Here is a 23084-nt window from a genome sequence, read left to right on the forward strand (position 1 = left end):
GCTTAGTGATGGTGATGATGGTGTCCCTGCTCTTCCGTGTCTTCTGCGGGAACTTCCATCCCGCTCATCTGCCCGTGATTGGCGTGGTCTCCGTGTCCACCGTGGCCCATAGCCCCCCAAATGGTCCAGATACCAAACAGCAAAATCGCTGCGGCGAAACCATAGCGAACCCCCGGCTTTTGCACGATGCCACGCACCTGCGCCGCCGCAGCACCAGTAGCCAGCATGGCGGGCACAGTGCCCAGACCAAAAGCAAACATCGCCAGGGCAGACCGCTCAGCACTGCCCTGGGCCAGGGCAAAAGTCAGCGCGCTGTAAACCAAACCACAGGGCAACCAGCCCCACAGGGAGCCCAGTGCCAATGCCTGCCCCGCAGAGCGAACCGGTAATAATTTGGCCGATAGTGGCTGCACATAGCGCCAAAGGTAGCGGCCCCCTTTTTCAATCCAAGCCAGTCCCTGCCAGATACCGCCGATGTACAGCGCCATCAGGATCAACATGATCCCGGCAGCAAATCGCAGCGGAGTTAGTGCCGGCAGTATCGCCGCACCGAGGGCACCAGCGAGCGCTCCCATCAGCGCATAGCTACCCAGGCGACCCAATTGGTAAGAGCCCAGCTGCACCCAAGCAGTTTTTTTGCCCGGTACCGCCATACCCAGCGCTCCGGAGATTCCCCCACACATACCGATGCAGTGACTGCTACCCAAAAAACCGATAGCGAGCGCCGCCGCTAAAAAACCCCAGTCCCCCACTTACTTCTCCTGCTTCCTTTCCGCGTCAGATTTGTCCTGCTGAACATCATCGTCATCAAACAAAATGCGACGACCTTCCGTTTCCAGGTCATCGTACTGTCCGTTATTCACGGCCCAGAAAAAGAGCTTCACCGCAAAGCCAACCAAAATCACCGCAATGGGAATCAGGAAATACAGACTTTCCATCAGTTACACCTCCTCTCTTTCTGTGAGCACGGGATTAAGCCGCGGCGCTCACAGGGTTTTCGTCGACTTCCTGTCCACGGGACAGACGCAACGCATTTAGCACTACGATCAGAGAACTCAGGGACATACCGATCGCCGCAGCCCAGGGCGGCACCAGACCGCAAAATGCCAGTGGCAGGGCAATCACGTTGTAGCCCAGAGCCCATGCCAGATTTTGCCGCACAATTCGGCGGCACTTGTGCGCCAGCTCTATAGCTTTGGGCAGCACTTCGAGATCTCCGTTCAGCAAAATGGCATCGGCGCGGGACTGGGCCAGATCTGCCGCAGACATCATCGCCACAGAGGCATCGGCACCAGAGAGGACTGGCACATCATTGATGCCATCCCCCACCATTAACACCTTCTCACCATCGCTTTGCAGCTGCTTCATATGGCTGAGCTTGTCCTCTGGCGAGGCTCCGGCGCGGTAGTTGCTGATACCCGCTCGCCCCGCCAGTCGCTCAACTTCCGCAGACTGGTCACCACTGAGCAGTTCCACTGAAAGACCTTGCTCAGTCAAACCCTCAACAGCGGTGGTTGCCGAATCCCGTAACTTATCCCCCAACGCGATCCAGGCAATAGGGCCCAGGGAGTCGCCGAGCAGCAACCACTGCCCCTCCCCTTCGGGCGTGGAAATTTCCTCACTGGAAACAAAGCTTGCCTTACCCAGCCGGTAACTGTCCCCCTCAATCCGCCCTTCCAGGCCGGCTCCGGTATGGACTTTCAGGTCACTGGCGATGAGATTGCCACGCCAGGCGCGGAAGGCCCTGGCCAGGGGGTGATTGGTCTGGGATTCCAGGGCAGCGGCAACGTCCCTAACCCGCTGCTCAGTCCAGTTGGCCCGCAGCAAATCAATATGCAGGATTCTCGGTTCACCGCGTGTCAGGGTACCGGTCTTGTCGAACAGCACCCGGCCGATACGCGGCAGCGTTTCCAGTAGGCTGCCTCCAGCCACAAGAAGCCCCAACTGCTGTAAACGCAGGGTGGCGGAGGCCAGGGCAGCAGGGGTTGCCAGCGACAGTGCACAGGGGCAAGTCACCACCAGCACAGACAGGGATACCCAAAAAGCGCGACTGGGATCGATTTGCCACCAGACAACAAACGCCGCCAGTGCCGCGAATAGAACGACACCGACAAAAATACCCGCGACCCGGTCTGCCAGGGCCACTTGGTTGGGTTTATCTAATTGCGCCCGCTCTACCAGGCGCTCAATAGCGGACAAGCGAGTCGACTGCCCCGCTGCCGTAATTCGGATAGTCAGGGTGGAATCGCCGTTGACACTACCGGCATAAACCGGGCTGCCTGCAGACTTCTGTTGCAGTGCCGATTCACCGCTGAGCAGGGATTCATCCACACCGCTCACGCCCTCTAGCACCTCCCCATCGGCGGGGATAGTATCTCCCGGGCGCAACAAGACTTTATCGCCAGCGGCCAATGCGGCAACCGGTACATGGACAATATCATCCCCTTGGTATTTGGCCGCCGTCATCGGCAGCAACTGGGCCAAACCACCGCTGGCTAAGCCCGCCCGATGGCGGGCGCGCATTTCCACCGTCCGCCCCAACAACAGGAAGAAGGTGAACATGGAGATAGATTCGAAGTACACCTCACCGGTGCCGAATACGGTGGCGTAAAAGCTGGCGACATAGGCCATACCAATCGCCAGGGACACCGGCACATCCATACTCAGGTGTCGGGCGCGCAGACTGCGCAAAGCGGCACTGAAAAATGGGCGCGCCGCATAGAAAACCACTGGCGTTGCCACCAGTAGGGAAACCCAGCGGAAGTAGCGCTCAAACTCACCGACGCCCTCTTCCGCGGCAGCACCGAAATACAGGGCGATGGCAAACATCATCACCTGCATGGTGCCGAGTCCGGCGACACCCAGGCGGCGCAGGGCGGCGCGGTGTTCGCTCTGGATCACACTTTCCTGGTTGGCCGCAGTGGCCGGGGCCGGCCGGTAGCCAATCCGTTCCAGTTCGCCAAACAACTCACTGGGTTTGATCTTGTCGGGGTTAAAACCGATCTGGGCACGCTGGGTACTGGCGTTGACAGAGACCTTCTCAATCCCGTCCAACTGCCCCAGGTGCTTTTCTATCAGCCACACACAGGCCGCACAGGTAATACCGCTAATCAACAGCGAGGCAATCTTGTTGCCGTTATCCCAATCGTGGACAAACTGCTGCTGCACTTCAGGTAAATCGTATGCCGCCCAGCGGTCCTGGGGTTGAGCTTCCTCCGGCCTGTCGCTCTCCTTCTCCCGGAAGCGATAAAAGCCATCCAGACCACCGGAAACGATAGCGCTGGCTACCGCCTCACAACCTGGACAACACATATCCCGGGCGGCCCCGTCGATAACCACCGAGTGGTTGCTGCCGGGAGGGACTGGGAGTCCACAGTGATAACAGGAGGAAGACGAAGTCATTGAGTTACTGCATTCAGTGGCGCGGCATTGCCGAGATCGAAGTTGATTTCACCTTTCAGGCGCCAGTTGGCGTCCTGATGCGCCTCGGGATCGAGCTCCGGCATCAAGCGCAGATACCAGCGATTCCCAACGCCTTCAGGCAAGGTGCCCTGGTAGCGGCCCACGGAGAGCTGGGAGAGCTCGATATGCTTATCCAGGTCAGACTCCACCGGGTGGCTCAATGTGAGCAGTAGGGCCTTGGGGTAGTCGAGGTCGCCATTCAGCTCCACGACAACCGATTTTTCAGACGGCTGAAACTGGACCAAAGCGGCCAGACCCAGCTCTTTCGCGCGCAAGTCCTGCTCGGCGCTGAAGTGATACATGCGGCTGTCTTTGTAGTAAGTATCACTGACTTTATCGTCAGCGAAGCGCACCGCTATCGAGACTGTAATTGTGGAGACAACCACCACTGCAATCAGTGGGGCCAGTACCATCCACGCCCAAGGTTCCCGGTACCAGGGTTTTGGGGTTGGTTCATTCATCGCGTTACCAAAAAGTTACCGTTTGTGCACAAAAGTCGAGCCCGCCTGGGCGGGCCCGTACTTTGCAACGGGATTGGCGTCCCGTCTACTGCTTTGGACCAATAAACACCGTTCGGTGCTTATCAACCAGCTCAGGATTGTCGACTGCTTGGACAACAATCTCGATATCGTGCTTGGTATCCTTCAGCTGGTCTCTCGGAACGCTCACGCGAATAGGAACGGAGAACATCTCGCCCGGCACCAGGTAAATCGTCTTCGGCTTGCGAACGGAGTAATCGTATTCAGGCTTACCTTCCACCTTGATGGTGAATTCGTGGGGCGCCTGATCCATATTATTGATTTTCACCGTGTAGACGTTTTGCACCTGCCCCTGGGACTCGCGGAACATACGGGTACCGCGATCGCGAGTGATTTCTGCCTCGATAGGACTGCGAGTCATCACTTGCTGTGCAAACAGGCCGGTCATCGCAACCAGTATCAACGCGTAGCCAAATAGGCGCGGGCGCAGGAAGCGGGTCTTTCCACCCTGCAATTCGTCCTCAGAGGTGAAGCGAATCAAGCCCTGCTCATACCCCATCTTATCCATCACGCTGTTACAGGCGTCGACACAGAGCCCACAGTTGATACATTCGTACTGCATGCCGTCGCGGATATCGATATCCACCGGACACACCTGAACACACCAGTAACAGTCGATACAGTCGCCCATACCTTCCGCTTTGTAATCCACGTTCTTCTTACGCGGACCACGGGTCTCACCCCGCTTGGCATCGTAGTAAACCGCCAGCGTATCCTCGTCGTACATTACCGACTGGAAACGGGCATAGGGGCACATATATTTACACACCTGCTCACGCAGGAAGCCGGCGTTCATATAGGTGGCAAAAGTGAAGAAAGCGACCCAGAAAACACCCTGCGGGTGGGCGTTAAACGTCGCCAGATCCACGACCAGCTCGCGCACACCGTAGAAATACCCCACAAAGGCCAGTGCAGTTGCCAGCGAGATCAACAGCCAGATGGTATGTGTGCCACCCTTGCGCAGAACCTTTTCCAGGTTCCAGGGGGCCTTGTCGAGCTTCATTCGCTTGTTGCGATCGCCTTCACAAACCCTTTCTGCCCAGATAAACATCATGGTCCAGACGGTCTGCGGACAGGTGAAGCCACACCACACCCTGCCCAGCAAAGTAGTGACCGCAAACAGCGCGAAGGCGGCAATGATCAGCAGCCAACCTAGAAGGAAGCCGTCCTGGGGGCCGAAAGTAGTCCAGAAGATATGGAATTGGCGGGTGGGGAGATCAAAGAAGACCGACTGGCGCCCGTCGATATTGATCCAAGGTAGAAAGAAGAAAGCCAGCAGCAACGGCAGGCCGGTATATTTGCGAACACGGGTGAAAACACCCTTGATATGTCGGATGTAGACTTTGTCTTCCGACTCATACAGCATGCGATAGCGAACTTCGCCATCACCTTCCTGTTCCTCACGGGTTGGAATTAAATCACTCACACAAACCTCACTCTCGCACGGGCACATCTTGTACGTGGGCCAGGTAACCCCTTATGTTGAGGCTTTTTTCTCCGTCCCTGCGGCGCCCGGAGTCCCTTGATAAAACAAGGCCCAGCAAATGCCGGACCTCGATGGATAATTACTGCTTTTCTTCTTCCTGCTGGGACAGGCTGTAGACATAGGCCGCTACGAGGCGGATTTTGTCTTCACGCAGCTTGTCTTTTTGCGCGGGCATCATATTGGTACGACCACCGCGAATAGTGTGTTGGATCTGTTCGCGATTGCTACCGTACAGCCAGATATCGTCAGTCAGGTTCGGCGCACCCAGCATTTGGTTGCCTTTGGCATCCATACCGTGACAAGCCATACACACGGTGTTGAATACCTTCTGACCCTCGGCAGCCATGGCAGTATCGTGCTCCAGACCGTTCAGGGAGAGAACATACTCTGTCGCATTTCTAACACCTTCTTCACCGATCACCGGCCCCTGAGGAGGCATCATGCCCTGACGGCCGTTATTCAGGGTTTCCAGGATTTTCTCCGGGGTGCCGCCGTACAGCCAGGCGTTATCGGTCAGGTTCGGGAAGCCGAAGTTACCGCCGGCATCTGCACCGTGACATACCGCACAGTTGTTAGCAAAGATCCGGGAACCCATCTTGATGGCTTCGGGGTTCTGCGCAATCTGCTCGATCGGCATATTTTCGTACTTACCGAAGGTCTCGTGGAACCTCTCCTGGGCCTTAGCTTGCGAAGCTTCCAATGCACCGACAGAAGTCCAGTTGCCGACACCTTTGAAGTTACCCAGACCCGGGTAAACCACCAGATATCCCGCAGAGAACACCAGGGTGGCGACGAACAACATGAACCACCACTTGGGCAGCGGGTTGTCGTATTCCTCGATGCCGTCGTAAACGTGGCCCGTGGTTTTGTTTTCCGGTTCAGCCTGGTCATCCACCGCCACTTTTCGGTTGGCGAACAGCACCCAGGTAATCAACGCCAGATTGGCGAGGGTGAGCACAATTACCCACACACTCCAGAATGTACTCATTACTTATCCTGCCCCTGTTTTCGATTGGCTCCGGGTTTATCCCCGGAATTGGATTCGTCCTGCTGAGCGGCCGACTTGTCCTTGTCGGCTTGTCGCTCTTCATCGGCAAATGGCAAATTGGCATCTTCTTCGAAGCGCTTCTTGCGCTTCGGAGAGAAGGCCCACCAGCAGATCGCCAGAAAAGCCACAGAGCCCAGAACCAGACCGATTTCCCGCAAAGTTTCAATAGTCACGAGTTTCCTTCCTCGCTATTAGCGTTTTTGGGTAACCAGGGTACCCAGCTGTTGCAAGTAAGCGACCAGCGCGTCAATTTCCTTGACCTTGCCACCTTTGAAAGGCTCAGCGGCGTTGGCGATGTCGTCATCGGTGTAGGGCACACCGACGAAGCGCAGCGCTTCCATCTTACGTGCGGTGTATTCACCAGTTACCACATTGTCGAACAACCAGGGGTAAGCAGGCATGATTGACTCAGGCACAACGCTGCGCGGGTTGTACAAGTGCGCGCGCTGCCATTCATCAGAGTAGCGTCCACCTACGCGCGCCAGGTCTGGGCCGGTACGCTTGGAGCCCCACAGGAAGGGGTGCTCGTAAATGGATTCCTGAGCCATGGAGTAGTGGCCGTAACGCTCAACTTCCGCACGCAGAGGACGAATCATCTGAGTGTGGCAAACGTGGCAGCCTTCGCGAATGTAGATATCGCGACCTTCCAGCTCCATTGCTGTCAGCGGCTTCTGCCCCGGCAGCGGCGTGTAGTTATCCTTGGTAAAGAACTGCGGAACGATCTCAACCAGTGCGCCGAAACTGATGGCGATAATGGTGAAAAAGATCATCCAGCCGATGTTTTTTTCTACGAGGTCATGATTCTTCACGATCTAAACTCCTATGCCGCAGGCACTGCTCGAACGGTGTTATCGGCTTCGGCATCGTTTACCTTCTCGGTAATCGTGCGGTAAACGTTGTAAGCCATCAGCAGCATACCCACCAGGAACATGGCGCCGCCCAACCAGCGAACTACATAGCCCGGATGGCTGGCTACAACACTCTCTACGAAGCTGTAAGTCAGGGTGCCGTCGGCGTTAAATGCACGCCACATCAGGCCCTGGGTAATACCGTTAACCCACATAGCGGCGATGTACAGAACAGTACCCACAGTGGCCAGCCAGAAGTGCGCGTTGATCAGCTTGGCGCTGTACATTTCGCGACGCTTCCACAGAACCGGAACCAGGTGATACAGAGCGCCGATAGAGATCATCGCAACCCAGCCCAAAGCGCCGGAGTGTACGTGGCCAACGGTCCAGTCAGTGTTGTGAGACAGAGCGTTTACAGTCTTGATGGACATCATCGGACCTTCGAAGGTAGACATACCGTAGAAGGACAGGGATACCACCAGGAAGCGCAGGGTCGGGTCGGTGCGCAGCTTATGCCATGCGCCGGACAGGGTCATGATGCCGTTGATCATACCGCCCCAGGAAGGTGCCAGCAGAATCAGGGACATAACCATCGCCAGGCTCTGAGCCCAGTCGGGCAGCGCTGAGTAGTGCAGGTGGTGACCACCAGCCCATACGTACAGGGAGATCAGTGCCCAGAAGTGAACGATAGACAGCTGGTAGGAATAAACCGGACGACCAGCTTGCTTAGGTACGAAGTAGTACATGATGCCGAGGAAGGCTGCAGTCAGGAAGAACCCTACTGCGTTGTGGCCATACCACCACTGGATCATTGCGTCCTTAGTGCCCGAATAGATAGAGTAGGACTTGAACGGGCCAACAGGAATCTCCAGGTTATTAACGATATGGAGAACAGCAATAGTTACGATGTAAGCACCGAAGAACCAGTTCGCCACGTAGATGTGAGAAGTCTTACGCTTCATGATGGTGCCGAAGAACACCAGCGCGTAAGCAACCCAAACCAGGGCAATCAGGATATCGATAGGCCACTCGAGCTCAGCGTATTCCTTGGTGGAAGTGAAGCCCATCGGCAGGGTAATTGCCGCGGCGACGATAACGGCCTGCCATCCCCAGAAGGTGAAGGGGATCAGCCAGCCACCCCAAAGGCGGACCTGACAGGTACGCTGTACCACATAGTAAGAAGTGGCAAAGAGAACACTACCACCAAAGGCGAAAATTACCGCATTGGTGTGCAGGGGCCTCAAGCGCCCGAAGTGCGAGAAGGGCTGCCAAAAGTCGTTGAGTTCAGGCCAGGCTAGCTGGGCTGCGATCAATACGCCCATGCCCATACCAAAAATGCCCCAGACCACGGACATGATGGTGAACTGGCGCACGATATTGTAGTCATAGTCCGGCACAGGGCCGGTCTTTGCCACCGTTGTCGTCATGTTTTTACTTCCGTTGCTTTTAAGATTCGGTTCCACTGTGCGGGACTGGCCCACCACAGAAGGTGTGTAACCACAATGTGTGAGGCACTGTGGTTACTATTGGCCGGATAAGGATTTAAGCGCATCCTTGCCCGGTGATTGCTGATCTAAATCAACTAAATCAATTTTCTTCCTTTACCTGCGGCAATGCGCAGACGCAGGGCGTTGAGCTTGATAAAGCCCTCCGCATCCTTCTGGTCGTAAGCGCCAGCATCGTCTTCGAAGGTAGCGATACGCTCATCGAAGAGGCTGTCCGCAGAGCGACGGCCCACAGCACTCACGCTGCCTTTGTACAGTTTCAGGCGAACTTCGCCGTTAACCACATCCTGGGACTCATCGATCGCAGCCTGGAGCATGCTGCGCTCCGGGGACCACCAGTAACCGTTGTAAACCAGCTCGGCGTAGCGCGGCATCAGGGAATCCTTCATGTGCGCAACTTCGCGATCCAGGGTAATGGACTCAATGGCGCGGTGCGCCTTCATCAAAATGGTGCCGCCCGGTGTTTCGTAGCAGCCGCGGGACTTCATTCCCACGTAGCGGTTTTCCACGATATCCAGACGACCGATACCGTTGGCTCCGCCCAACTTATTCAGCTTCTCAAGCAAAGTAGCAGGGCTTAAGCGCTCACCGTCGATAGAAACGGGATCGCCCTTCTCAAAACCCAAAGTAATGTAGGTGGGTTCTTCCGGAGCCGCCTCGGGGCTCACACTCCAGCGCCACATATCCTCTTCGGCTTCCGCCCAGGGATCTTCGAGGTTGCCGCCCTCATAAGAGATGTGCAGCAGGTTGGCATCCATCGAGTAAGGGGATTTCTTCTTGCTGGAAGAGAAGTCCACCGGAATATTGTGCTGCTCGCAGTACTGCATCAGCTTTTCGCGGGAGTTCAGGTCCCACTCACGCCAGGGAGCGATTACCTGGATGCCCGGCTTCAGCGCGTAAGCGCCCAGTTCGAAGCGCACCTGGTCATTACCTTTACCGGTAGCACCGTGGGAAATGGCATCGGCGCCAGTCTCGTTGGCAATCTCAATCAGGCGCTTGGCGATCAGCGGGCGCGCAATAGAGGTACCCAGCAGGTACTCCCCTTCATAAATCGCATTGGCGCGGAACATCGGGAAAACGAAATCGCGCACATATTCTTCGCGCAGATCGTCGATATAAATCTCTTTAACCCCGAGGGCCTCGGCCTTGGCACGGGCCGGTTCCACCTCTTCACCCTGGCCGATATCAGCGGTGAAAGTCACCACTTCACAACCGTAAGTCTCCTGCAACCATCGCACGATTACTGACGTATCCAATCCACCGGAGTATGCCAGTACCACCTTTTCGATTTTGCTCATTGCTGTCCTCTGCTGCCGGAAATACGCCGCCGCGACAAAAACGCGGAGACGGGGAATGCCACTACGCGAAACTAGTGTCGGTCTGGGGGAGTTATTCTTGGAGATATGCCCAGGATCGGTAAATTGCGGGCACAACAATACCCACACTCTTTGTCGGGGCGCGATTGTAGCGCCTAAGCTCGCGATCGACTAGCGCCAAGGCGCGAGTAAGCACAATTGATTGATTTTTAACCTTTTCGTGCATCGCAATTTTGTACAGCTTCGGGTAGCATTCGCGCCGCACAACGACTCACTACGCTAAGAAGCTTTACGGAGTACCATGACGGAGCAAATTACCCTTCGCGCCCCCGACGACTGGCACATTCACCTGCGCGACGGCGCCGCTCTCGGGCGTACCGTGCCCGATGCTGCAAAACAATTCCGCCGCGTGATTGTAATGCCCAACCTGGTACCCCCTGTGACCGATGCCGAAAGTGCAGTGGCTTATAAGGAACGTATCAACGCCAATGTTCCCGCCGACACCCCTTTCGAACCCTTGATGGTGATCTACCTCACCGACAAGACCGACGCTGCCGTTATTCGCAAGGCTCATGAAGCCGGTGTTATCGCCGCCAAACTGTATCCAGCGGGCGCGACCACCAACTCCGATTCCGGCGTTACCGATATCGCCAACATCTACCCGGCCCTGGAAGAGATGCAGGCCTGCGGTATGAAGCTGCTGGTACACGGTGAAGTGACCACCAGCGATATCGATATCTTCGACCGCGAGCAGGCTTTTATCGAGAAAACCCTGTCCCGCCTGGTAGATGATTTCCCCACGCTGAAAGTGGTGTTTGAACATATCACCACCGCCCAAGCAGTAGAGTTTGTACAAGGCGCCCGCGAAGGCGTTGCCGCAACCATTACCGCACACCACCTGCTGTACAACCGCAACCATATGCTGGTTGGTGGTATCCAACCGCATTTTTACTGCCTGCCAATCCTCAAGCGCGGCTACCATCAAAATGCACTGATCGAAGCGGCCACCAGCGGTAACCCGAAGTTTTTCCTCGGCACCGACTCAGCCCCCCACGCCCACCACAAAAAAGAACACTCCTGTGGTTGCGCCGGCTGCTATACCGCCTACTCCGCTATTGAGCTCTACGCAGAAGTATTCGAGCGCGCGGGCAAACTGGACAAGCTGGAAGGCTTTGCCAGTGAGTTCGGTCCCGACTTCTACGAGCTGCCGCGCAACGAGGGCACCATCACCCTGGTCAAGAGCCCCTGGACCCTGCCAGAAAAACTGGATATGGGTGGTGAAAATCTGATTCCCCTCGCAGCCGGTGAAACCTTAAACTGGCAACTTGCGTAATCGGCGAGTGCCCTGATTACAGCGCCTGCGGGAGAACACTCCCGGCAGGCGCCGCAATTCGAATACAATACCCTGCCCCACCAGCGCCAAATGCTGCTGGCCTGAAGACAAGATTTACAAGGAACCACCGTGACACCCGCCGAAGAACCCACAGGACCAAAAAGCTCTCTCGCCCAGCGATTCCGAGGCTTTCTGCCCGTGGTCATCGACCTTGAAACCGGCGGCTTTAACGCCCGCACCGATGCACTGCTGGAAATTTCTGCGGTTATCCTCGACATGGATGACTCCGGCAACCTCTTCCCGCTGGAGACCCACAGTTTCCACCTGGAGCCTTTTGAGGGCGCCAATGTTGAGCAATCCGCTCTCGACTTTATTGGCATCGACCTGGAATCCCCGGACCGCGACGCCTGGCCGGAAGAAATCGCCATCCCCGAGCTGTTCCGCAAGATTCGCAGCGCCGTGAAAAAGCACAGCTGCACCCGCGCCATCGTGGTTGCCCACAATGCCCACTTCGACTTGGGCTTCGTCAATGCAGCAGTCGAGCGGACCGGCATCAAGCGCAACCCATTCCACCCCTTCTCCTGCTTCGATACCGCCAGCCTCGCCGGCCTCGCCTACGGCCAGACCGTATTGGCCAAAGCTTGCCAGGTTGCTGGAATCGAGTTTGATAACAACTGCGCCCACTCCGCCGAGTACGACGCAGAAAAAACCGCAACCCTGTTTTGCGGCATCGTGAACAAGTGGAAAGAGATGGGCGGTTGGCCGCTGGAAACCGAAGAGACCACAGAAGAAGCCGAATAACGCACCATCTTCCGGGCTGCCTCGAAGCGGCCCGATTTATCCAAAAACGACAGAATTATTCGAAAGCTGTCGACAAAACACCCGCTATGTGCAGACTCTGGCCACTTGGGTGATTTTTTGTGCAAGCCGTGCTAATATGGCCCGCTTACACATAAAAACCGGATAGCGCCGTGGCCAAGAAACCTTCCTCTTCCTCCAATCGCAAACAAGCCGCTCCCCTCGAGACCAGCGAAAGTATCGAGGAGCAGGTAAAGGCGTTCCTCGCCGGTGGCGGTGAGATCGAGCAGGTGCCCAAAGGGGTGAGCGGGCAGACCAACACTTCCGGCCCCAAGCACATCACCCTCGGCAAAAAGCCCAGAGCCTAAACTCCGCGCAATAAAAAACCCCGACGGCGCTCCGCTGATCTGCAGCAAAGCGCGGCCGGGGCCGCTCGAATATGGCTGCATTAACGCAGCCACTTCTCATTCACATCAGGGCATTTCTTCCAGTTCCGCACCCTCTTTCACCGGCGGCATCAGGTCTTCTTTGTTGATATTCAAAGCCATCAGCACGTTGGCAGCTACGTAAACAGAGGAGTAAGTACCCACTACCACACCCACAATTAAGGCCAGGGAGAAGTTGTGGATCAATTCCCCACCGAAGAACTGCAGCGCCCACAGCACCAGTAAGGTGGTGAAGGACGTCATAAAGGTACGGCCCAGGGTCTGACTGATAGAGATATTGATAATCTCCTCAGACTCAGCCTTGCGCACCTTGCGGAAGTTCTCGCGGATACGGTCTGATACCACGATGGTATCGTTCAGGGAGTAACCGATCACCGCCAACACGGCCGCCAGCACGGTTAAATCGAAGTCCAATCCCATCACCGCAAAGAATCCCAGCACGATAATCACATCGTGGCCCAGAGCCGCTACAGCGCCGAAAGAGAACTTGTACTGGAAGCGCAGGGCAACGTAGATCATCACCATAAACAGGGCCAGCATCATGCCCAGGCCGCCGTCGTCGCGCAGCTCGGCACCTACCTGTGGGCCCACCATCTCGACACGGCGCAGCTCAACATCTCCCTCACTGCCCTCTCTCAGGAGAGCCACAACCTTGTCACCGATCGGTGTCGTTGTTTCCTGATCGGTAGCGCTGATCTGGATTTCTTCCTCGGTCACCGCAGGGGGCAACTTGATCAGCAGGTCCTTCTCAGAACCAAAATTCACTACCGTAGCACCGTCGTAACCCGCCGCTTCCAGCTGATCACGCACGTCGCTGATAAAAGGCGTTACCTCATAGCCCACTTCAACCTGGGTACCACCGGTAAAGTCCAGGCCGAACTTCAGGCCGTTCATTGCCAGTGCGGCGATAGAGGAAAGTACCAGCACCACCGAGACAATCCCGGCGATCTTGCGCCAGCGCATAAAGTCGTAGACGCGCTTGCCCATGTACTCGGTAATTTTGCCGTTATCCACTTTGGTCTCACTCATGACTGACTCCCTTAAATCCAGAGCTTCTGCACACGGCGACCGCCGTAGAACAAGTTAACAATTGCTCGCGTACCCATGATGGCACTGAACATGGAGGTGAGAATACCGATAGACAGGGTTACCGCGAAGCCCTGTACCGGACCGGAACCAATGGCATACAGGATCACCGCCACAATCAGGGTGGTGATGTTCGCATCCACAATGGTGCTGTAAGCATTGTCAAAACCGGCACTGATCGCTGTCTGGGGAGGCATCCCATTCCTGAGCTCCTCCCGTATTCGCGAGAATATAAGCACGTTGGCATCCACCGCCATACCCACGGTCAATACGATACCGGCAATACCAGGCAGTGTGAGGGTTGCACCCAGCAGCGACATCACCGCCACCAGCAGGATCATATTCACCGCCAGGGCCAGGTTCGCGGCCAAGCCAAATACGCGGTAGGAAATCAGCATACAGATAATCACGGCCAGCAGACCGATCTGTACGGATTGCACACCCACCTTGATGTTATCGGCACCCAGGGATGGGCCGATCACACGCTCTTCCACAAAATACATGGGCGCAGCCAGGGCGCCAGCACGCAGCAGCAGGGCCAGTTCCTGGGCTTCAGCCGGGCTGTCCAGACCGGTGGTGCGGAACTGCTTGCCCAGGGCACTCTGTACCGTAGCCAAGCTGATAATTTTTCGCTCTTCAGTACGCTTCTGCACGGTAACTTCGTTACCGTTTTCGTCGATCTCAGTTACCGGCTCAAAGCGAGTCTCGATAAACAGGGTGCCCATACGGCGACCGACATTCTTCCAGGTAGCGCGGTGCATCATCTCGCCGCCACGGGCGTCGAGGGTGATATTTACCTGCGGGAAACCGCTCTCGTCGTAACCGACGCGGGCATTGGTAACGCTGTCACCCTTGATAATGATCTGGCGCTCCAACCAGGCACCACCGTACATCTGCGCCTGACGCTCATCGCGGTAATCGAAGTATTCCTTGTTGGAAACCAGCTCATCCGGGCGAGCTTCCATACGGTATTCGAGGTTGGCAGTTTTACCGATAATACGCTTGGCCTCTGCGGTGTCCTGTACACCGGGCAGCTCCACAACGATACGGTTGCGGCCCTGACGCTGTACGATCGGCTCAGCAACACCCAGCTCGTTCACCCGATTGCGCAGGGTGGTGAGGTTCTGGGTTACTGCGTAATCTTCCAGCTGCTTGATTTCCTGATCGGTTAGGGTTGCGCGGATCTCCAGGTTTTCGCCGCTGCCGGACTCGCGCAGTTGAAGCTGCGGAAATTCCTTGCGCATAGTGGACATCGCCAAGCTGCGCAGCTCATCGTTGCGGAAGCGGGCAATAATCTCGCGATCATCCACCAGCTCCACATTGCGGTAACGAGCCTTGGCTTCGCGTAGTTTGCTTTTCACTTCCTGCTCGTAGCTTTCCATGTTGTTCTTGACGATGGTGTTGGTGTCGACTTCCATCAGGAAGTGCACACCACCCGCCAGGTCCAGACCGAGCTTCATCGGGCTAGCGCCGATATCTTTCATCCACTGGGGCGTGGTGGAAGCCAGGTTCAGGGCGACAACATAGTTGGTGGTACCAAGCGCTTTTTGAATCGCCTCTTTAGCCGGCAACTGCTCCTCCATGGAGTTCAAGCGGATCAGTACTGACTTGTCCCCAACTTCACCGCCGAAGTGAGCAATACCCGCTTCATCCAGGGCTTTTTGTGCATTCGCAAGGACATCGGGGCCGATGGTGAGTGCACTGGATTGCCCGGAAATCTGCACGGCAGGGTCCGGCTTATAGAGATTGGGCGCGGCGTACATCAGGCCAAAGGCCACAACCGCGAGAATCAGAAAGTACTTCCAGATCGGGTAGCGATTCATGCTGTTCTCATTGTTCTAGTGTGACCCCGAGGGCCGGTAAATCTTGGCAATCTGCCTAAGCAATTTGCCTGGATATGCGGGCAGTATACGCAGAATGCAAGGTACACCGCCCCCAATAAAAGTGGGGGCTGATTATACGGGGATCGTGGGAACGGACAAATTACAGGGGTGCCGCAATGAGACCAGCAGCACCCCAGGCAGGGTAAAAGCGACGCCTGATCAGGCCTCCAGCGCCGGAACCTCGCGGCCCAGACCACGGTAGAACTCGGCGACATAAGCCTCCAACTCATTGGCGGCAATGGCATCGCGCAGCTTTTGCATCAGGCGCTGGTAGTGGCGCAAATTGTGAATCGTATTCAGCTGCGCACCGAGAATTTCACCACAGCGATCCAGGTGATGCAGGTAAGCGCGGGAGAAATTCTCACAGGTATAGCAATCGCACTCTTCCTCCAAGGGACCCGTATCGTGACGGTGCCTGGCGTTGCGGATTTTTACCACACCCTCGAAGGTAAACAGGTGGCCATTACGTGCATTGCGAGTAGGCATGACGCAGTCGAACATATCCACACCGCGGCGCACCGCCTCGACAATATCCTCCGGCTTGCCCACACCCATCAGGTAGCGCGGCTTATCTTCCGGCATCTTGTGAGCCAGGTGATCCAAGACCTTGATCATCTCATCTTTAGGCTCACCCACAGACAGGCCACCAATGGCATAGCCATCGAAACCAATCTCGGTAAGGCCGCGCAAGGACACATCGCGCAATTCCGGGAACATACCGCCCTGCACAATACCGAACAGCGCCGACGGGCTATCGCCGTGAGCCTTCTTGGAGCGCTCCGCCCAACGCAGGGACAACTCCATAGATTTGCGCGCTTCATCGGTGGTGGCCGGATAAGGGGTGCACTCATCGAAGATCATTACGATATCGGAACCCAGGTCCCGCTGAACGCGCATGGATTCTTCCGGGTCCAGGAATACCGGGCTGCCATCAATAGGCGAGCGGAAAGAAACCCCCTCTTCCGTAATCTTGCGCAGCTCACCCAGGCTAAACACCTGGAAACCGCCGGAGTCGGTGAGGATCGGGCCGGACCATTGAGTAAAGTCATGCAGGTCGCCGTGGGCTTTAACCACTTCGGTACCCGGGCGCAGCATCAGGTGGAAGGTATTGCCGAGAATAATCTGTGCACCGATCCCTTCGATATCCCTCGGCAACATGCCTTTCACGGTGCCATAAGTGCCCACCGGCATAAACGCCGGGGTTTCCACTACACCCCGAGGGAAACGCAAGCGACCGCGACGGGCCTTGCCATCAGTGGTATCCACTTCAAACTGCATAAAACATTCGCGGCTCACTGGGTATCTCCTTTCGCTGGTGCTACTTCTTCTTTTTTGGCATTGGGATCGCGGGTAATAAACATGGCATCGCCGTAACTAAAGAAGCGATAGCGCTCCTCAACAGCGGCCTTATAAGCGGCCATCGTATGCTGGTACCCCGCGAAGGCACTCACCAGCATCAATAAGGTGGACTCCGGCAGATGGAAGTTGGTGACCAACTTATCCACAACCTGGAATTCATAACCGGGGTAAATAAAGATATCTGTCTCCCCCACTGTGGCCTGTAACTGGCCACTGCGCGCCGCACTTTCCAGCGCGCGCACGCTGGTGGTACCCACCGCAATCACGCTGCCATTGCGAGCGCGGCAAGCAGTTACCGCATCCACCACTTCCTGGGAGACGTCCAGCACTTCGCTGTGCATCTGGTGCTCATAAATATTGTCCACGCGCACCGGTTGGAAAGTACCCGCACCCACATGCAGGGTAACGAAGACAACCTCAACACCTTTATCCCGCAACGCACCGATCATCTCATCATCAAAGTGCAGCCCCGCCGTCGGCGCCGCCACAGCACCGGCATTGCGGCCGTATACGGTTTGGTAGCGCTCGCGATCGCTGGCATCGTCTTCACGATCAATATAAGGAGGCAGCGGCATATGGCCGAGGCGATCCAGAATCGCCAGCACACCCTCTTCTTTGGGGAAGGACAATTCAAACAGAGCGTCCTTGCGACCGGTCACCTCTATACGGGTGCCGTCCTCAAGGACGATGGTGGAACCGGGCTTAGGCGACTTACTGGAGCGCACGTGGGCCCAGATATCCGTCTCGTTGAGCACCCGCTCCACCAGGATTTCCAACTTACCGCCGGTCTCCTTCTGCGCGAACAAACGCGCCGGGATTACCCGGGTATCGTTAAAGACTATCAGATCACCAGCTTGGACCTGATCGAGAATATCTGGAAACTGCCGATGTGCTATGGCCCCGCCGGGCCCATCCAGACACAAAAGACGGCTGCCACGGCGCTCCTCGGTGGGCGCGCGGGCGATCAGCTCATCGGGCAGATGAAAGTCAAAGTCCTGACGCTGCATGGAATCCTGGAAATCTAGAAACTATGGAGAGGTCGCGAAGGTTATAGGAAATTTTAGGAGCTGTTAAGGAGCCTCTGAAAAACTCCGTGATACCTCTGGCATGCAGAGCAGTTCACAATCAAGGCGCGGCTTTGCAGGAATGTCTAGACCTTGCAAGAAGCCGCAACGCCGAGTGTGAATTGCTCTGCAAGCCCCAAAGGGTGGGCCTTGAGGGCTACAGCTGCCACGTTGCAGCTCTTGCAAAGGACTGTGCCATTCGCGGCGAGCTGCGCCTAACATCTGCAGCCCTCAAGACCCACAGAGGCATTACAGAGTTTCTCAGAGGCTCCTCAACTCGGACGACAGAAAATGCGCTAAGTTATTGAAATCACTGGTTGACCCAAGCGAAAGCATTGCTATAATCACGCCCTCTTCGCACCGACCCCAAGGTCGAGCAGCGAAAGTGCCAGAGTGGTGAAATTGGTAGACACAGGGGATTCAAAATCCCCCGCCCTTAAAAGCGTGCCGGTTCGAGTCCGGCCTCTGGTACCATCTCTCAAACCCGCGTCAGCTCTAGCTTTCGCGGGTTTTTTAATTCTGGTTTACCTTCCCTAAATTTTGAAGAATGGCGCTTAAAAGACTCAAAGTGTCCACATTGTGTCCACACAGGATTTTTTTAACTCTACCTTGCCCACATGTGGACACCATCAATCTATTGCTTTCCCCCTGTGAACCTCCCCTTCATTTCTCTTCCAATCTCTTCAAAGTGTGAAATCCAATTCTTACCCAAACCCCGCACCAGCTCAGGCCAGGGCCGCTAGTCTCATTTCATCAACTAAAAGAACGCCAAAAATCGGCAGGCGTGGGGAGGAGTGAACGGCGACCCTATTGGCGGTATGTTTTTTGAACAGAGGGGGCTGTAGGCCTTAGGAGTTGCGGGGTTTGGGGGGAGATTGGTGGTTTTGGTTGCTTTGGTAAGGCTTGAAGAGTTTTGAAATTTTGTTAGGGCGTGATTGCTGCGTGCTACAGGTTTTGAAGCATCTTCTTGGGGTGGTAGGATTTTGTTGAATAACAAATCACAAGGAGAGCAGTGATGTCATTTTTTGGGGGATTAATTCTTTTTATTGCCATCGTTGGAACCGCCACGATGGTAGGCAACAAGCTTCGAGGAAAAGAGACCAGTAGCTGGAAGTCAATTTGGGGGCCTTTTGTCTTTTTTGGGGCTATCGGCCTGGGGCTTTTTATTAGTGGGCAGGATGAACCGACCGAGCCTACACGACAACTTAGCCCCGCCGAAATTACCGCTATCACTCTGATAAGAGAAACCATGACAAGAGATGTTCGCCATTTGTTGGCGGATAACTTGAGCGCTCACTTAGACGACGGTGTCGCAGTGCTTACAGAATCCCAGGCTGCTTACTGGGTGAAAGACGAGGAAGTTTACGCCGCCAATGGGATCGCCATGATCTACTCACCTAAAATAGAGAAGTCCCCTGTAAATATAGACTTCGATACCGTTGAACTTGCAGTCAAAGACGGCCAGTAAATAACCCCCAATAAAAACGAAAACTAATAGGAGGTGGAAATGCGTTTCTTTGCAGGGCTGCTTGTGCTCATTACCGGTCTCTCCCTATTGCCTGGCTGTGACAGGTCGAACAAAGTCTTTCCAACTGCGGACAATCTAAAAGAAGTTGATAGTGAACGGCTAAAGATATTCGAAGCCATGGATACCGAGTCTGGTGTGCTAATTGTAATTGGAGAGTCTGCTTCCCGTAGGTGTGAAATCCAAGTATTTGGAACATCCATGATCTCTGGAGTTGCTGTCAATTCAATCGAGGATAAAGATAAGATTCATGCTGTTTGTAAATGGGATAGTGAAACCTACACACAGTCAAAAAACTCGTATGACAATATTGCAGTGCGCTTAGACCATAAAGCAACCATAGACCTACTACTATTTAACGGCCCAAATGAAAAATACCTTGGCCTTACCGGAATTAATAAAGATCTCCCACAAAATAACTAGAAATAGCATTCAAGTAATAAAGGATATATTCAAAAGTATGGTTAACGGCAATGACAAAAAAAAAGAGACAAAAGCAATTCTAATAAAATTATCACAAGACCCCCTATTTCGACACTTAATATTTGGCTCTTTTGTAGTCTTGTTTATCATAGCGATAGTTATATTAATTCTATTAGCAATAAGCCAAGACCCACAATATAACTTTGCACCCAATTATCAAGGCTTCGAAAACTTGGTGAGATATCTTACCCCAGCCTTTAAGGCATTTGCAGGGGTTCTTGTGCTAGCAGGTGTCAGAGGTATGGTATTCCGTAGCGAGCAAACTGCTCAACAACTTAATCTTGCTTATGAGCAACTTAATCATGCAAACCGTCTCTGGGAGCACGAACAACAAAAAAGCTCCTACTCAAATTACCTAGACCACAAAGAGAGATACGAAAATTTTCTCAATCAGATAAAAAAGAACCAGAAAGTGGTGTTTACTGATAAAACAAAACTATACAAAGCCTGCTTCCCTAATAGCCGTATCAGCGATTTTAAAATATCAATAGACAATATGGGAAGCGGAGAGTCCAGATTATTCGAAGCAATCCAAACCTTAAATGAGCTCTGCGAAGCAGAAGCCAAATTTTGCAAAACCAAATCCATTATTGATTACGAAATCGAGCAACAGATCGATAGAACAAAAAAACTTTACGATATTTTAGAAATTTTTCATATCGATAGCTATGCAAGAACTACAAACCTAGATGGTGTTAATTTAAACCAAATACAAAATGCAATAGCCGTCGCTGTTAACGGTCTACTAAGTTTGTCAGCTAGTGAGGAAAGAGTCTCCGAGAATGTAATAGGTATAGGCCATCTTTACCCTAGATTTAGGCAGCTGAAGCACCAGCTGAAGCACCAGCTGAAGAAAGATAAAGGATATAATATTGTCTTTTATTTTACAGATATCAAAAACCCAAACACGGTAAGAGTTGTAGAGGAAAAAATCAGCCAGCCCTCCCCCGAAGAACTTGTCTAGTTTTTTAGTCCTCAACCCACAATCGGCGCCAGTTCAGAATCCAATGAATCGGCGCTACCCTTCTGCCCACTAAACTCCCCAGCCTGGTCCGGCACTTTGGTTTTTAGTTTCGTGCCGTTATCCGTGTACTCGTGAGTGTGCCCTGCCGCCGTGTTCGCTATTGTGCTGGTCACTTTGATTAAGTCATCCAGGATGCGCAGTACGTTGCTGGATTCATTGCCTAGCCACACAGTGCCGCCGTCCTTCACTACCAGGCGTTGCTTTAGTGCGGCGAAGCGCTCTGCCACTGCCTGGCACTGCTCGCTAATATTGCCCTTGCCGTCGATGCGGTAGTAATTGGCCGCGTCCTGGGCCAGTAATAAATCTTTGGCCCCCAGCTGCGGCAGCAACTCACCCCGCGCAAATACCGAGCGAATAAACGGCCGGTGCGGCAAGCCCATAACAAAGCCGAGCTCCACCAGGGCGCCCGGTTGCGGGAATCCATACAACCCCCGCTCTGCGCCAATACCCGTTACCGGCAGCGGTACCTTTTCCATTAGCGGCATAGCCGAATCCGCTTTGCCGTCCGCGCCCAGTAGCTGCACGTCTACGCAATAGCCTGGCTGTTCGTCGGTGCTCTCTACCGCCTCAGTAATGGCTACCGGGGCGTTAATTACTTGCCCCCACAGCGGCAAGTGCAAACCGCCGGTTAATTCCGGGAACAGGCGCCGGACAATTCGCTTAATGATTTTTTCCAGCATCGCTAACGCTCCGCCCAGGGATTGGCCGACCAGGTGATATTCATTTGCGTCCCCGCGAGCTCCACCCCGGTCAGTATGTCGCCGTTGTAGAGCGCACCAGGGCGCAGTGCGGGCAGTGCCGGCAGGGTTGCGCCGTTATGGCTGGTCAACTGCCGCTCCCAGCTGCGGTCGATTTGCACGGGTTTATCCGCCCAGTAGGAGTGGTCCCAACTGCCCACAAAAAGATCCCCACCCGCCTGAAGCTGCCATAACAACTTGGGAATGTTAAAAACACTGGCGAGAGAATCCATTGCATGGAAGCCGTTACCTGTATTGTAAAAAGCAGCGGTCCGATTTTTTAAATATTCAAATTCACCTTGTGGCAAGCTGAATTCCAGACCCGATAACTCACCTATTTTATGGAGGGTTTCTTCTAGACCGACATTTCGAAGGGCGATGGGCAGGCGATAGTAGAGTACTGCACTCAGCTCTCTACAGAAAATACGTTGCTGCTGTGTATTCACCGTAGTGCTGGATTCTACAAAACCCACAAACCAAGGGGAGAGGCTGCCAGCGTCATAACCACAACTAAAAATAGTTAAGCCGGAAATAGGCTCAGAGGACTGTAAGGAAAACACCGCTCTGCCTGGAGTGAATAAGTTCAGTCGGATATTGCTATCCACTAATTTGTAAATTTCCCCTCCAACAGAAATTTGCTTATGAAGTTTCATGCAGTTTGCTCGACAACGGTATTCAACAGCTTCTCAAATTGCGTGCCTGCTTGAAATTGCTGTAAAGGACTGGATTTTGTGGATTCCTGTCGCAACTCAGTTTTTTCAGCCGTACTCAAATATTCCTGTAAACTAAAGCTAATTCGCCACGCTTTTATATCCTGCATTTCCCGCTGATCTATACGCCCTGAAAAAATCACCTGCCTAATATTAGCGGCATTGGCACTTGAGCTGGTAATGTTATAGACCGTAAGTTCCCCGTTATCATTCACGCTTTCAGCCAGCCTATAGAAACTCGTCAGGGAATCCGCCTCAATATACTTAATGATAAATGAGACAGTAATTATTTTTGGCTTTATGCCTTTATGTACCGAACTTGTGCTGCTGGTCTCACCGCTTAGAGATTCGCTGGAAAATTCTGTCGCTACACTAACGGTAAGTCCATATCCCGGTATTTTCGTATCATTCAATACCATAGCAATGCCTCAT

23 protein-coding genes and 1 tRNA gene are annotated in these 23084 nt (G+C 54.3%); 7 read left to right on the forward strand and 17 right to left on the reverse strand.

What is annotated here, in order from left to right; genetic code table 11:
- Positions 1-2: 2 nt before the first annotated feature.
- The 10 genes from ACJJIN_RS12395 to ACJJIN_RS12440 form a co-directional block, all read right to left on the reverse strand.
- Positions 3-752, reverse strand: a complete 750-nt coding sequence (locus tag ACJJIN_RS12395) for a sulfite exporter TauE/SafE family protein (protein WP_444894890.1) — start codon at positions 750-752, stop codon at positions 3-5.
- Positions 753-938: a cbb3-type cytochrome oxidase assembly protein CcoS gene (gene ccoS / locus ACJJIN_RS12400; RefSeq protein ID WP_108732140.1), complete on the reverse strand. Its 186-nt coding sequence runs from the start codon at positions 936-938 to the stop codon at positions 753-755.
- Between the two features lie 34 nt (positions 939-972).
- A complete protein-coding gene (locus ACJJIN_RS12405; protein WP_444894891.1) occupies positions 973-3402 on the reverse strand; it encodes a heavy metal translocating P-type ATPase in 2430 nt (809 codons plus the stop codon).
- The gene (locus ACJJIN_RS12410; protein WP_444894892.1) at positions 3399-3923 is read right to left on the reverse strand and encodes a FixH family protein; all 525 of its coding nucleotides are present in this window, start codon (positions 3921-3923) and stop codon (positions 3399-3401) included. The genes ACJJIN_RS12405 and ACJJIN_RS12410 overlap by 4 nt, the downstream gene beginning before the upstream one ends.
- An 85-nt stretch (positions 3924-4008) precedes the next feature.
- Complete coding sequence (gene ccoG / locus ACJJIN_RS12415; RefSeq protein ID WP_444894893.1) at positions 4009-5427, reverse strand: cytochrome c oxidase accessory protein CcoG; 1419 nt, start codon at positions 5425-5427, stop codon at positions 4009-4011.
- A gap of 139 nt (positions 5428-5566) precedes the next feature.
- Positions 5567-6475 (reverse strand): cytochrome-c oxidase, cbb3-type subunit III, encoded by a 909-nt coding sequence (ccoP, locus tag ACJJIN_RS12420; RefSeq protein ID WP_444894894.1) that lies wholly within the window; start codon positions 6473-6475, stop codon positions 5567-5569.
- The gene (locus ACJJIN_RS12425) at positions 6475-6708 is read right to left on the reverse strand and encodes a cbb3-type cytochrome oxidase subunit 3 (RefSeq protein WP_413664702.1); all 234 of its coding nucleotides are present in this window, start codon (positions 6706-6708) and stop codon (positions 6475-6477) included. Before ACJJIN_RS12425 ends, ccoP begins: the two co-directional genes overlap by 1 nt.
- Positions 6709-6726: 18 nt before the next feature.
- The gene (gene ccoO / locus ACJJIN_RS12430) at positions 6727-7344 is read right to left on the reverse strand and encodes a cytochrome-c oxidase, cbb3-type subunit II (RefSeq protein WP_413664701.1); all 618 of its coding nucleotides are present in this window, start codon (positions 7342-7344) and stop codon (positions 6727-6729) included.
- Between the two features lie 11 nt (positions 7345-7355).
- On the reverse strand, positions 7356-8810 hold the full coding sequence (ccoN, locus tag ACJJIN_RS12435) for a cytochrome-c oxidase, cbb3-type subunit I (RefSeq protein WP_282931567.1): 1455 nt from the start codon (positions 8808-8810) through the stop codon (positions 7356-7358).
- A 155-nt stretch (positions 8811-8965) separates the two neighbouring features.
- Entirely contained in the window at positions 8966-10186 is a 1221-nt protein-coding gene (locus ACJJIN_RS12440; RefSeq protein ID WP_413664699.1) for an argininosuccinate synthase, read from the reverse strand.
- Positions 10187-10505: 319 nt separating this feature from the next.
- Between ACJJIN_RS12440 and pyrC the strand changes: the two genes are divergently transcribed.
- The 3 genes from pyrC (at position 10506) to ACJJIN_RS12455 (ending at position 12703) form a co-directional block, all read left to right on the forward strand.
- Positions 10506-11537, forward strand: a complete 1032-nt coding sequence (gene pyrC, locus ACJJIN_RS12445; protein ID WP_444894895.1) for a dihydroorotase — start codon at positions 10506-10508, stop codon at positions 11535-11537.
- A 129-nt stretch (positions 11538-11666) separates the two neighbouring features.
- Positions 11667-12338 (forward strand): ribonuclease T, encoded by a 672-nt coding sequence (gene rnt / locus ACJJIN_RS12450; RefSeq protein ID WP_282931564.1) that lies wholly within the window; start codon positions 11667-11669, stop codon positions 12336-12338.
- Between the two features lie 170 nt (positions 12339-12508).
- The gene (locus ACJJIN_RS12455) at positions 12509-12703 is read left to right on the forward strand and encodes a PFL_1563 family small protein (protein WP_413664697.1); all 195 of its coding nucleotides are present in this window, start codon (positions 12509-12511) and stop codon (positions 12701-12703) included.
- A 105-nt stretch (positions 12704-12808) separates the two neighbouring features.
- On the opposite strand, the gene secF is transcribed toward ACJJIN_RS12455, so the two are convergent.
- From secF to queA, 4 genes are all read right to left on the reverse strand, one after another.
- Positions 12809-13810, reverse strand: coding sequence for a protein translocase subunit SecF (gene secF, locus ACJJIN_RS12460; RefSeq protein WP_444894896.1), 1002 nt, complete (start codon positions 13808-13810; stop codon positions 12809-12811).
- An 11-nt stretch (positions 13811-13821) separates the two neighbouring features.
- The gene (gene secD / locus ACJJIN_RS12465; protein WP_444894897.1) at positions 13822-15690 is read right to left on the reverse strand and encodes a protein translocase subunit SecD; all 1869 of its coding nucleotides are present in this window, start codon (positions 15688-15690) and stop codon (positions 13822-13824) included.
- A gap of 219 nt (positions 15691-15909) precedes the next feature.
- Entirely contained in the window at positions 15910-17028 is a 1119-nt protein-coding gene (gene tgt, locus ACJJIN_RS12470) for a tRNA guanosine(34) transglycosylase Tgt (protein WP_444898252.1), read from the reverse strand.
- A gap of 14 nt (positions 17029-17042) precedes the next feature.
- The gene (queA, locus tag ACJJIN_RS12475) at positions 17043-18116 is read right to left on the reverse strand and encodes a tRNA preQ1(34) S-adenosylmethionine ribosyltransferase-isomerase QueA (RefSeq protein WP_444894898.1); all 1074 of its coding nucleotides are present in this window, start codon (positions 18114-18116) and stop codon (positions 17043-17045) included.
- A gap of 444 nt (positions 18117-18560) precedes the next feature.
- Here queA and ACJJIN_RS12480 point away from each other — a divergent pair.
- The 4 genes from ACJJIN_RS12480 to ACJJIN_RS12495 all read left to right on the forward strand — a co-directional run bounded on the left by ACJJIN_RS12480 (position 18561) and on the right by ACJJIN_RS12495 (position 21145).
- Positions 18561-18647 (forward strand) — tRNA-Leu (locus tag ACJJIN_RS12480).
- A 541-nt stretch (positions 18648-19188) separates the two neighbouring features.
- Complete coding sequence (locus tag ACJJIN_RS12485) at positions 19189-19641, forward strand: hypothetical protein (protein WP_444894899.1); 453 nt, start codon at positions 19189-19191, stop codon at positions 19639-19641.
- Between the two features lie 39 nt (positions 19642-19680).
- The gene (locus tag ACJJIN_RS12490) at positions 19681-20121 is read left to right on the forward strand and encodes a hypothetical protein (RefSeq protein WP_444894900.1); all 441 of its coding nucleotides are present in this window, start codon (positions 19681-19683) and stop codon (positions 20119-20121) included.
- Between the two features lie 37 nt (positions 20122-20158).
- Positions 20159-21145 (forward strand): hypothetical protein, encoded by a 987-nt coding sequence (locus ACJJIN_RS12495; protein WP_444894901.1) that lies wholly within the window; start codon positions 20159-20161, stop codon positions 21143-21145.
- Positions 21146-21156: 11 nt separating this feature from the next.
- Here the strand turns inward: ACJJIN_RS12495 and ACJJIN_RS12500 are convergent, their stop codons facing one another.
- From ACJJIN_RS12500 to ACJJIN_RS12510, 3 genes are read right to left on the reverse strand one after another with little or no spacing between them, the layout of a single operon-like run.
- The gene (locus ACJJIN_RS12500; protein ID WP_444894902.1) at positions 21157-21885 is read right to left on the reverse strand and encodes a hypothetical protein; all 729 of its coding nucleotides are present in this window, start codon (positions 21883-21885) and stop codon (positions 21157-21159) included.
- 2 nt (positions 21886-21887) lie between these two features.
- Positions 21888-22595 carry a hypothetical protein gene (locus ACJJIN_RS12505; protein WP_444894903.1) on the reverse strand — a complete coding sequence of 236 codons (708 nt, stop codon included), beginning with the start codon at positions 22593-22595 and terminating at the stop codon, positions 21888-21890.
- Positions 22592-23071 carry a baseplate complex protein gene (locus tag ACJJIN_RS12510; RefSeq protein WP_444894904.1) on the reverse strand — a complete coding sequence of 160 codons (480 nt, stop codon included), beginning with the start codon at positions 23069-23071 and terminating at the stop codon, positions 22592-22594. Before ACJJIN_RS12510 ends, ACJJIN_RS12505 begins: the two co-directional genes overlap by 4 nt.
- Positions 23072-23084 lie beyond the last annotated feature (13 nt).

Source organism: Microbulbifer maximicatervae (SeqCode), assembly GCF_052467505.1.

Excerpts from the sequence above, each read along its gene's own strand:
- ccoS (WP_108732140.1), bottom strand. The coding sequence starts at position 938 with ATGGAAAGTCTGTATTTCCTGATTCCCATTGCGGTGATTTTGGTTGGC.
- ACJJIN_RS12405 (WP_444894891.1), bottom strand. The coding sequence starts at position 3,402 with ATGACTTCGTCTTCCTCCTGTTATCACTGTGGACTCCCAGTCCCTCCC.
- ACJJIN_RS12410 (WP_444894892.1), bottom strand. The coding sequence starts at position 3,923 with ATGAATGAACCAACCCCAAAACCCTGGTACCGGGAACCTTGGGCGTGG.
- ccoP (WP_444894894.1), bottom strand. The coding sequence starts at position 6,475 with ATGAGTACATTCTGGAGTGTGTGGGTAATTGTGCTCACCCTCGCCAAT.
- ccoN (WP_282931567.1), bottom strand. The coding sequence starts at position 8,810 with ATGACGACAACGGTGGCAAAGACCGGCCCTGTGCCGGACTATGACTAC.
- ACJJIN_RS12440 (WP_413664699.1), bottom strand. The coding sequence starts at position 10,186 with ATGAGCAAAATCGAAAAGGTGGTACTGGCATACTCCGGTGGATTGGAT.
- pyrC (WP_444894895.1), top strand. The coding sequence starts at position 10,506 with ATGACGGAGCAAATTACCCTTCGCGCCCCCGACGACTGGCACATTCAC.
- secF (WP_444894896.1), bottom strand. The coding sequence starts at position 13,810 with ATGAGTGAGACCAAAGTGGATAACGGCAAAATTACCGAGTACATGGGC.
- secD (WP_444894897.1), bottom strand. The coding sequence starts at position 15,690 with ATGAATCGCTACCCGATCTGGAAGTACTTTCTGATTCTCGCGGTTGTG.
- tgt (WP_444898252.1), bottom strand. The coding sequence starts at position 17,028 with ATGCAGTTTGAAGTGGATACCACTGATGGCAAGGCCCGTCGCGGTCGC.
- queA (WP_444894898.1), bottom strand. The coding sequence starts at position 18,116 with ATGCAGCGTCAGGACTTTGACTTTCATCTGCCCGATGAGCTGATCGCC.
- ACJJIN_RS12485 (WP_444894899.1), top strand. The coding sequence starts at position 19,189 with ATGTCATTTTTTGGGGGATTAATTCTTTTTATTGCCATCGTTGGAACC.
- ACJJIN_RS12490 (WP_444894900.1), top strand. The coding sequence starts at position 19,681 with ATGCGTTTCTTTGCAGGGCTGCTTGTGCTCATTACCGGTCTCTCCCTA.
- ACJJIN_RS12495 (WP_444894901.1), top strand. The coding sequence starts at position 20,159 with ATGGTTAACGGCAATGACAAAAAAAAAGAGACAAAAGCAATTCTAATA.
- ACJJIN_RS12500 (WP_444894902.1), bottom strand. The coding sequence starts at position 21,885 with ATGCTGGAAAAAATCATTAAGCGAATTGTCCGGCGCCTGTTCCCGGAA.
- ACJJIN_RS12505 (WP_444894903.1), bottom strand. The coding sequence starts at position 22,595 with ATGAAACTTCATAAGCAAATTTCTGTTGGAGGGGAAATTTACAAATTA.
- ACJJIN_RS12510 (WP_444894904.1), bottom strand. The coding sequence starts at position 23,071 with ATGGTATTGAATGATACGAAAATACCGGGATATGGACTTACCGTTAGT.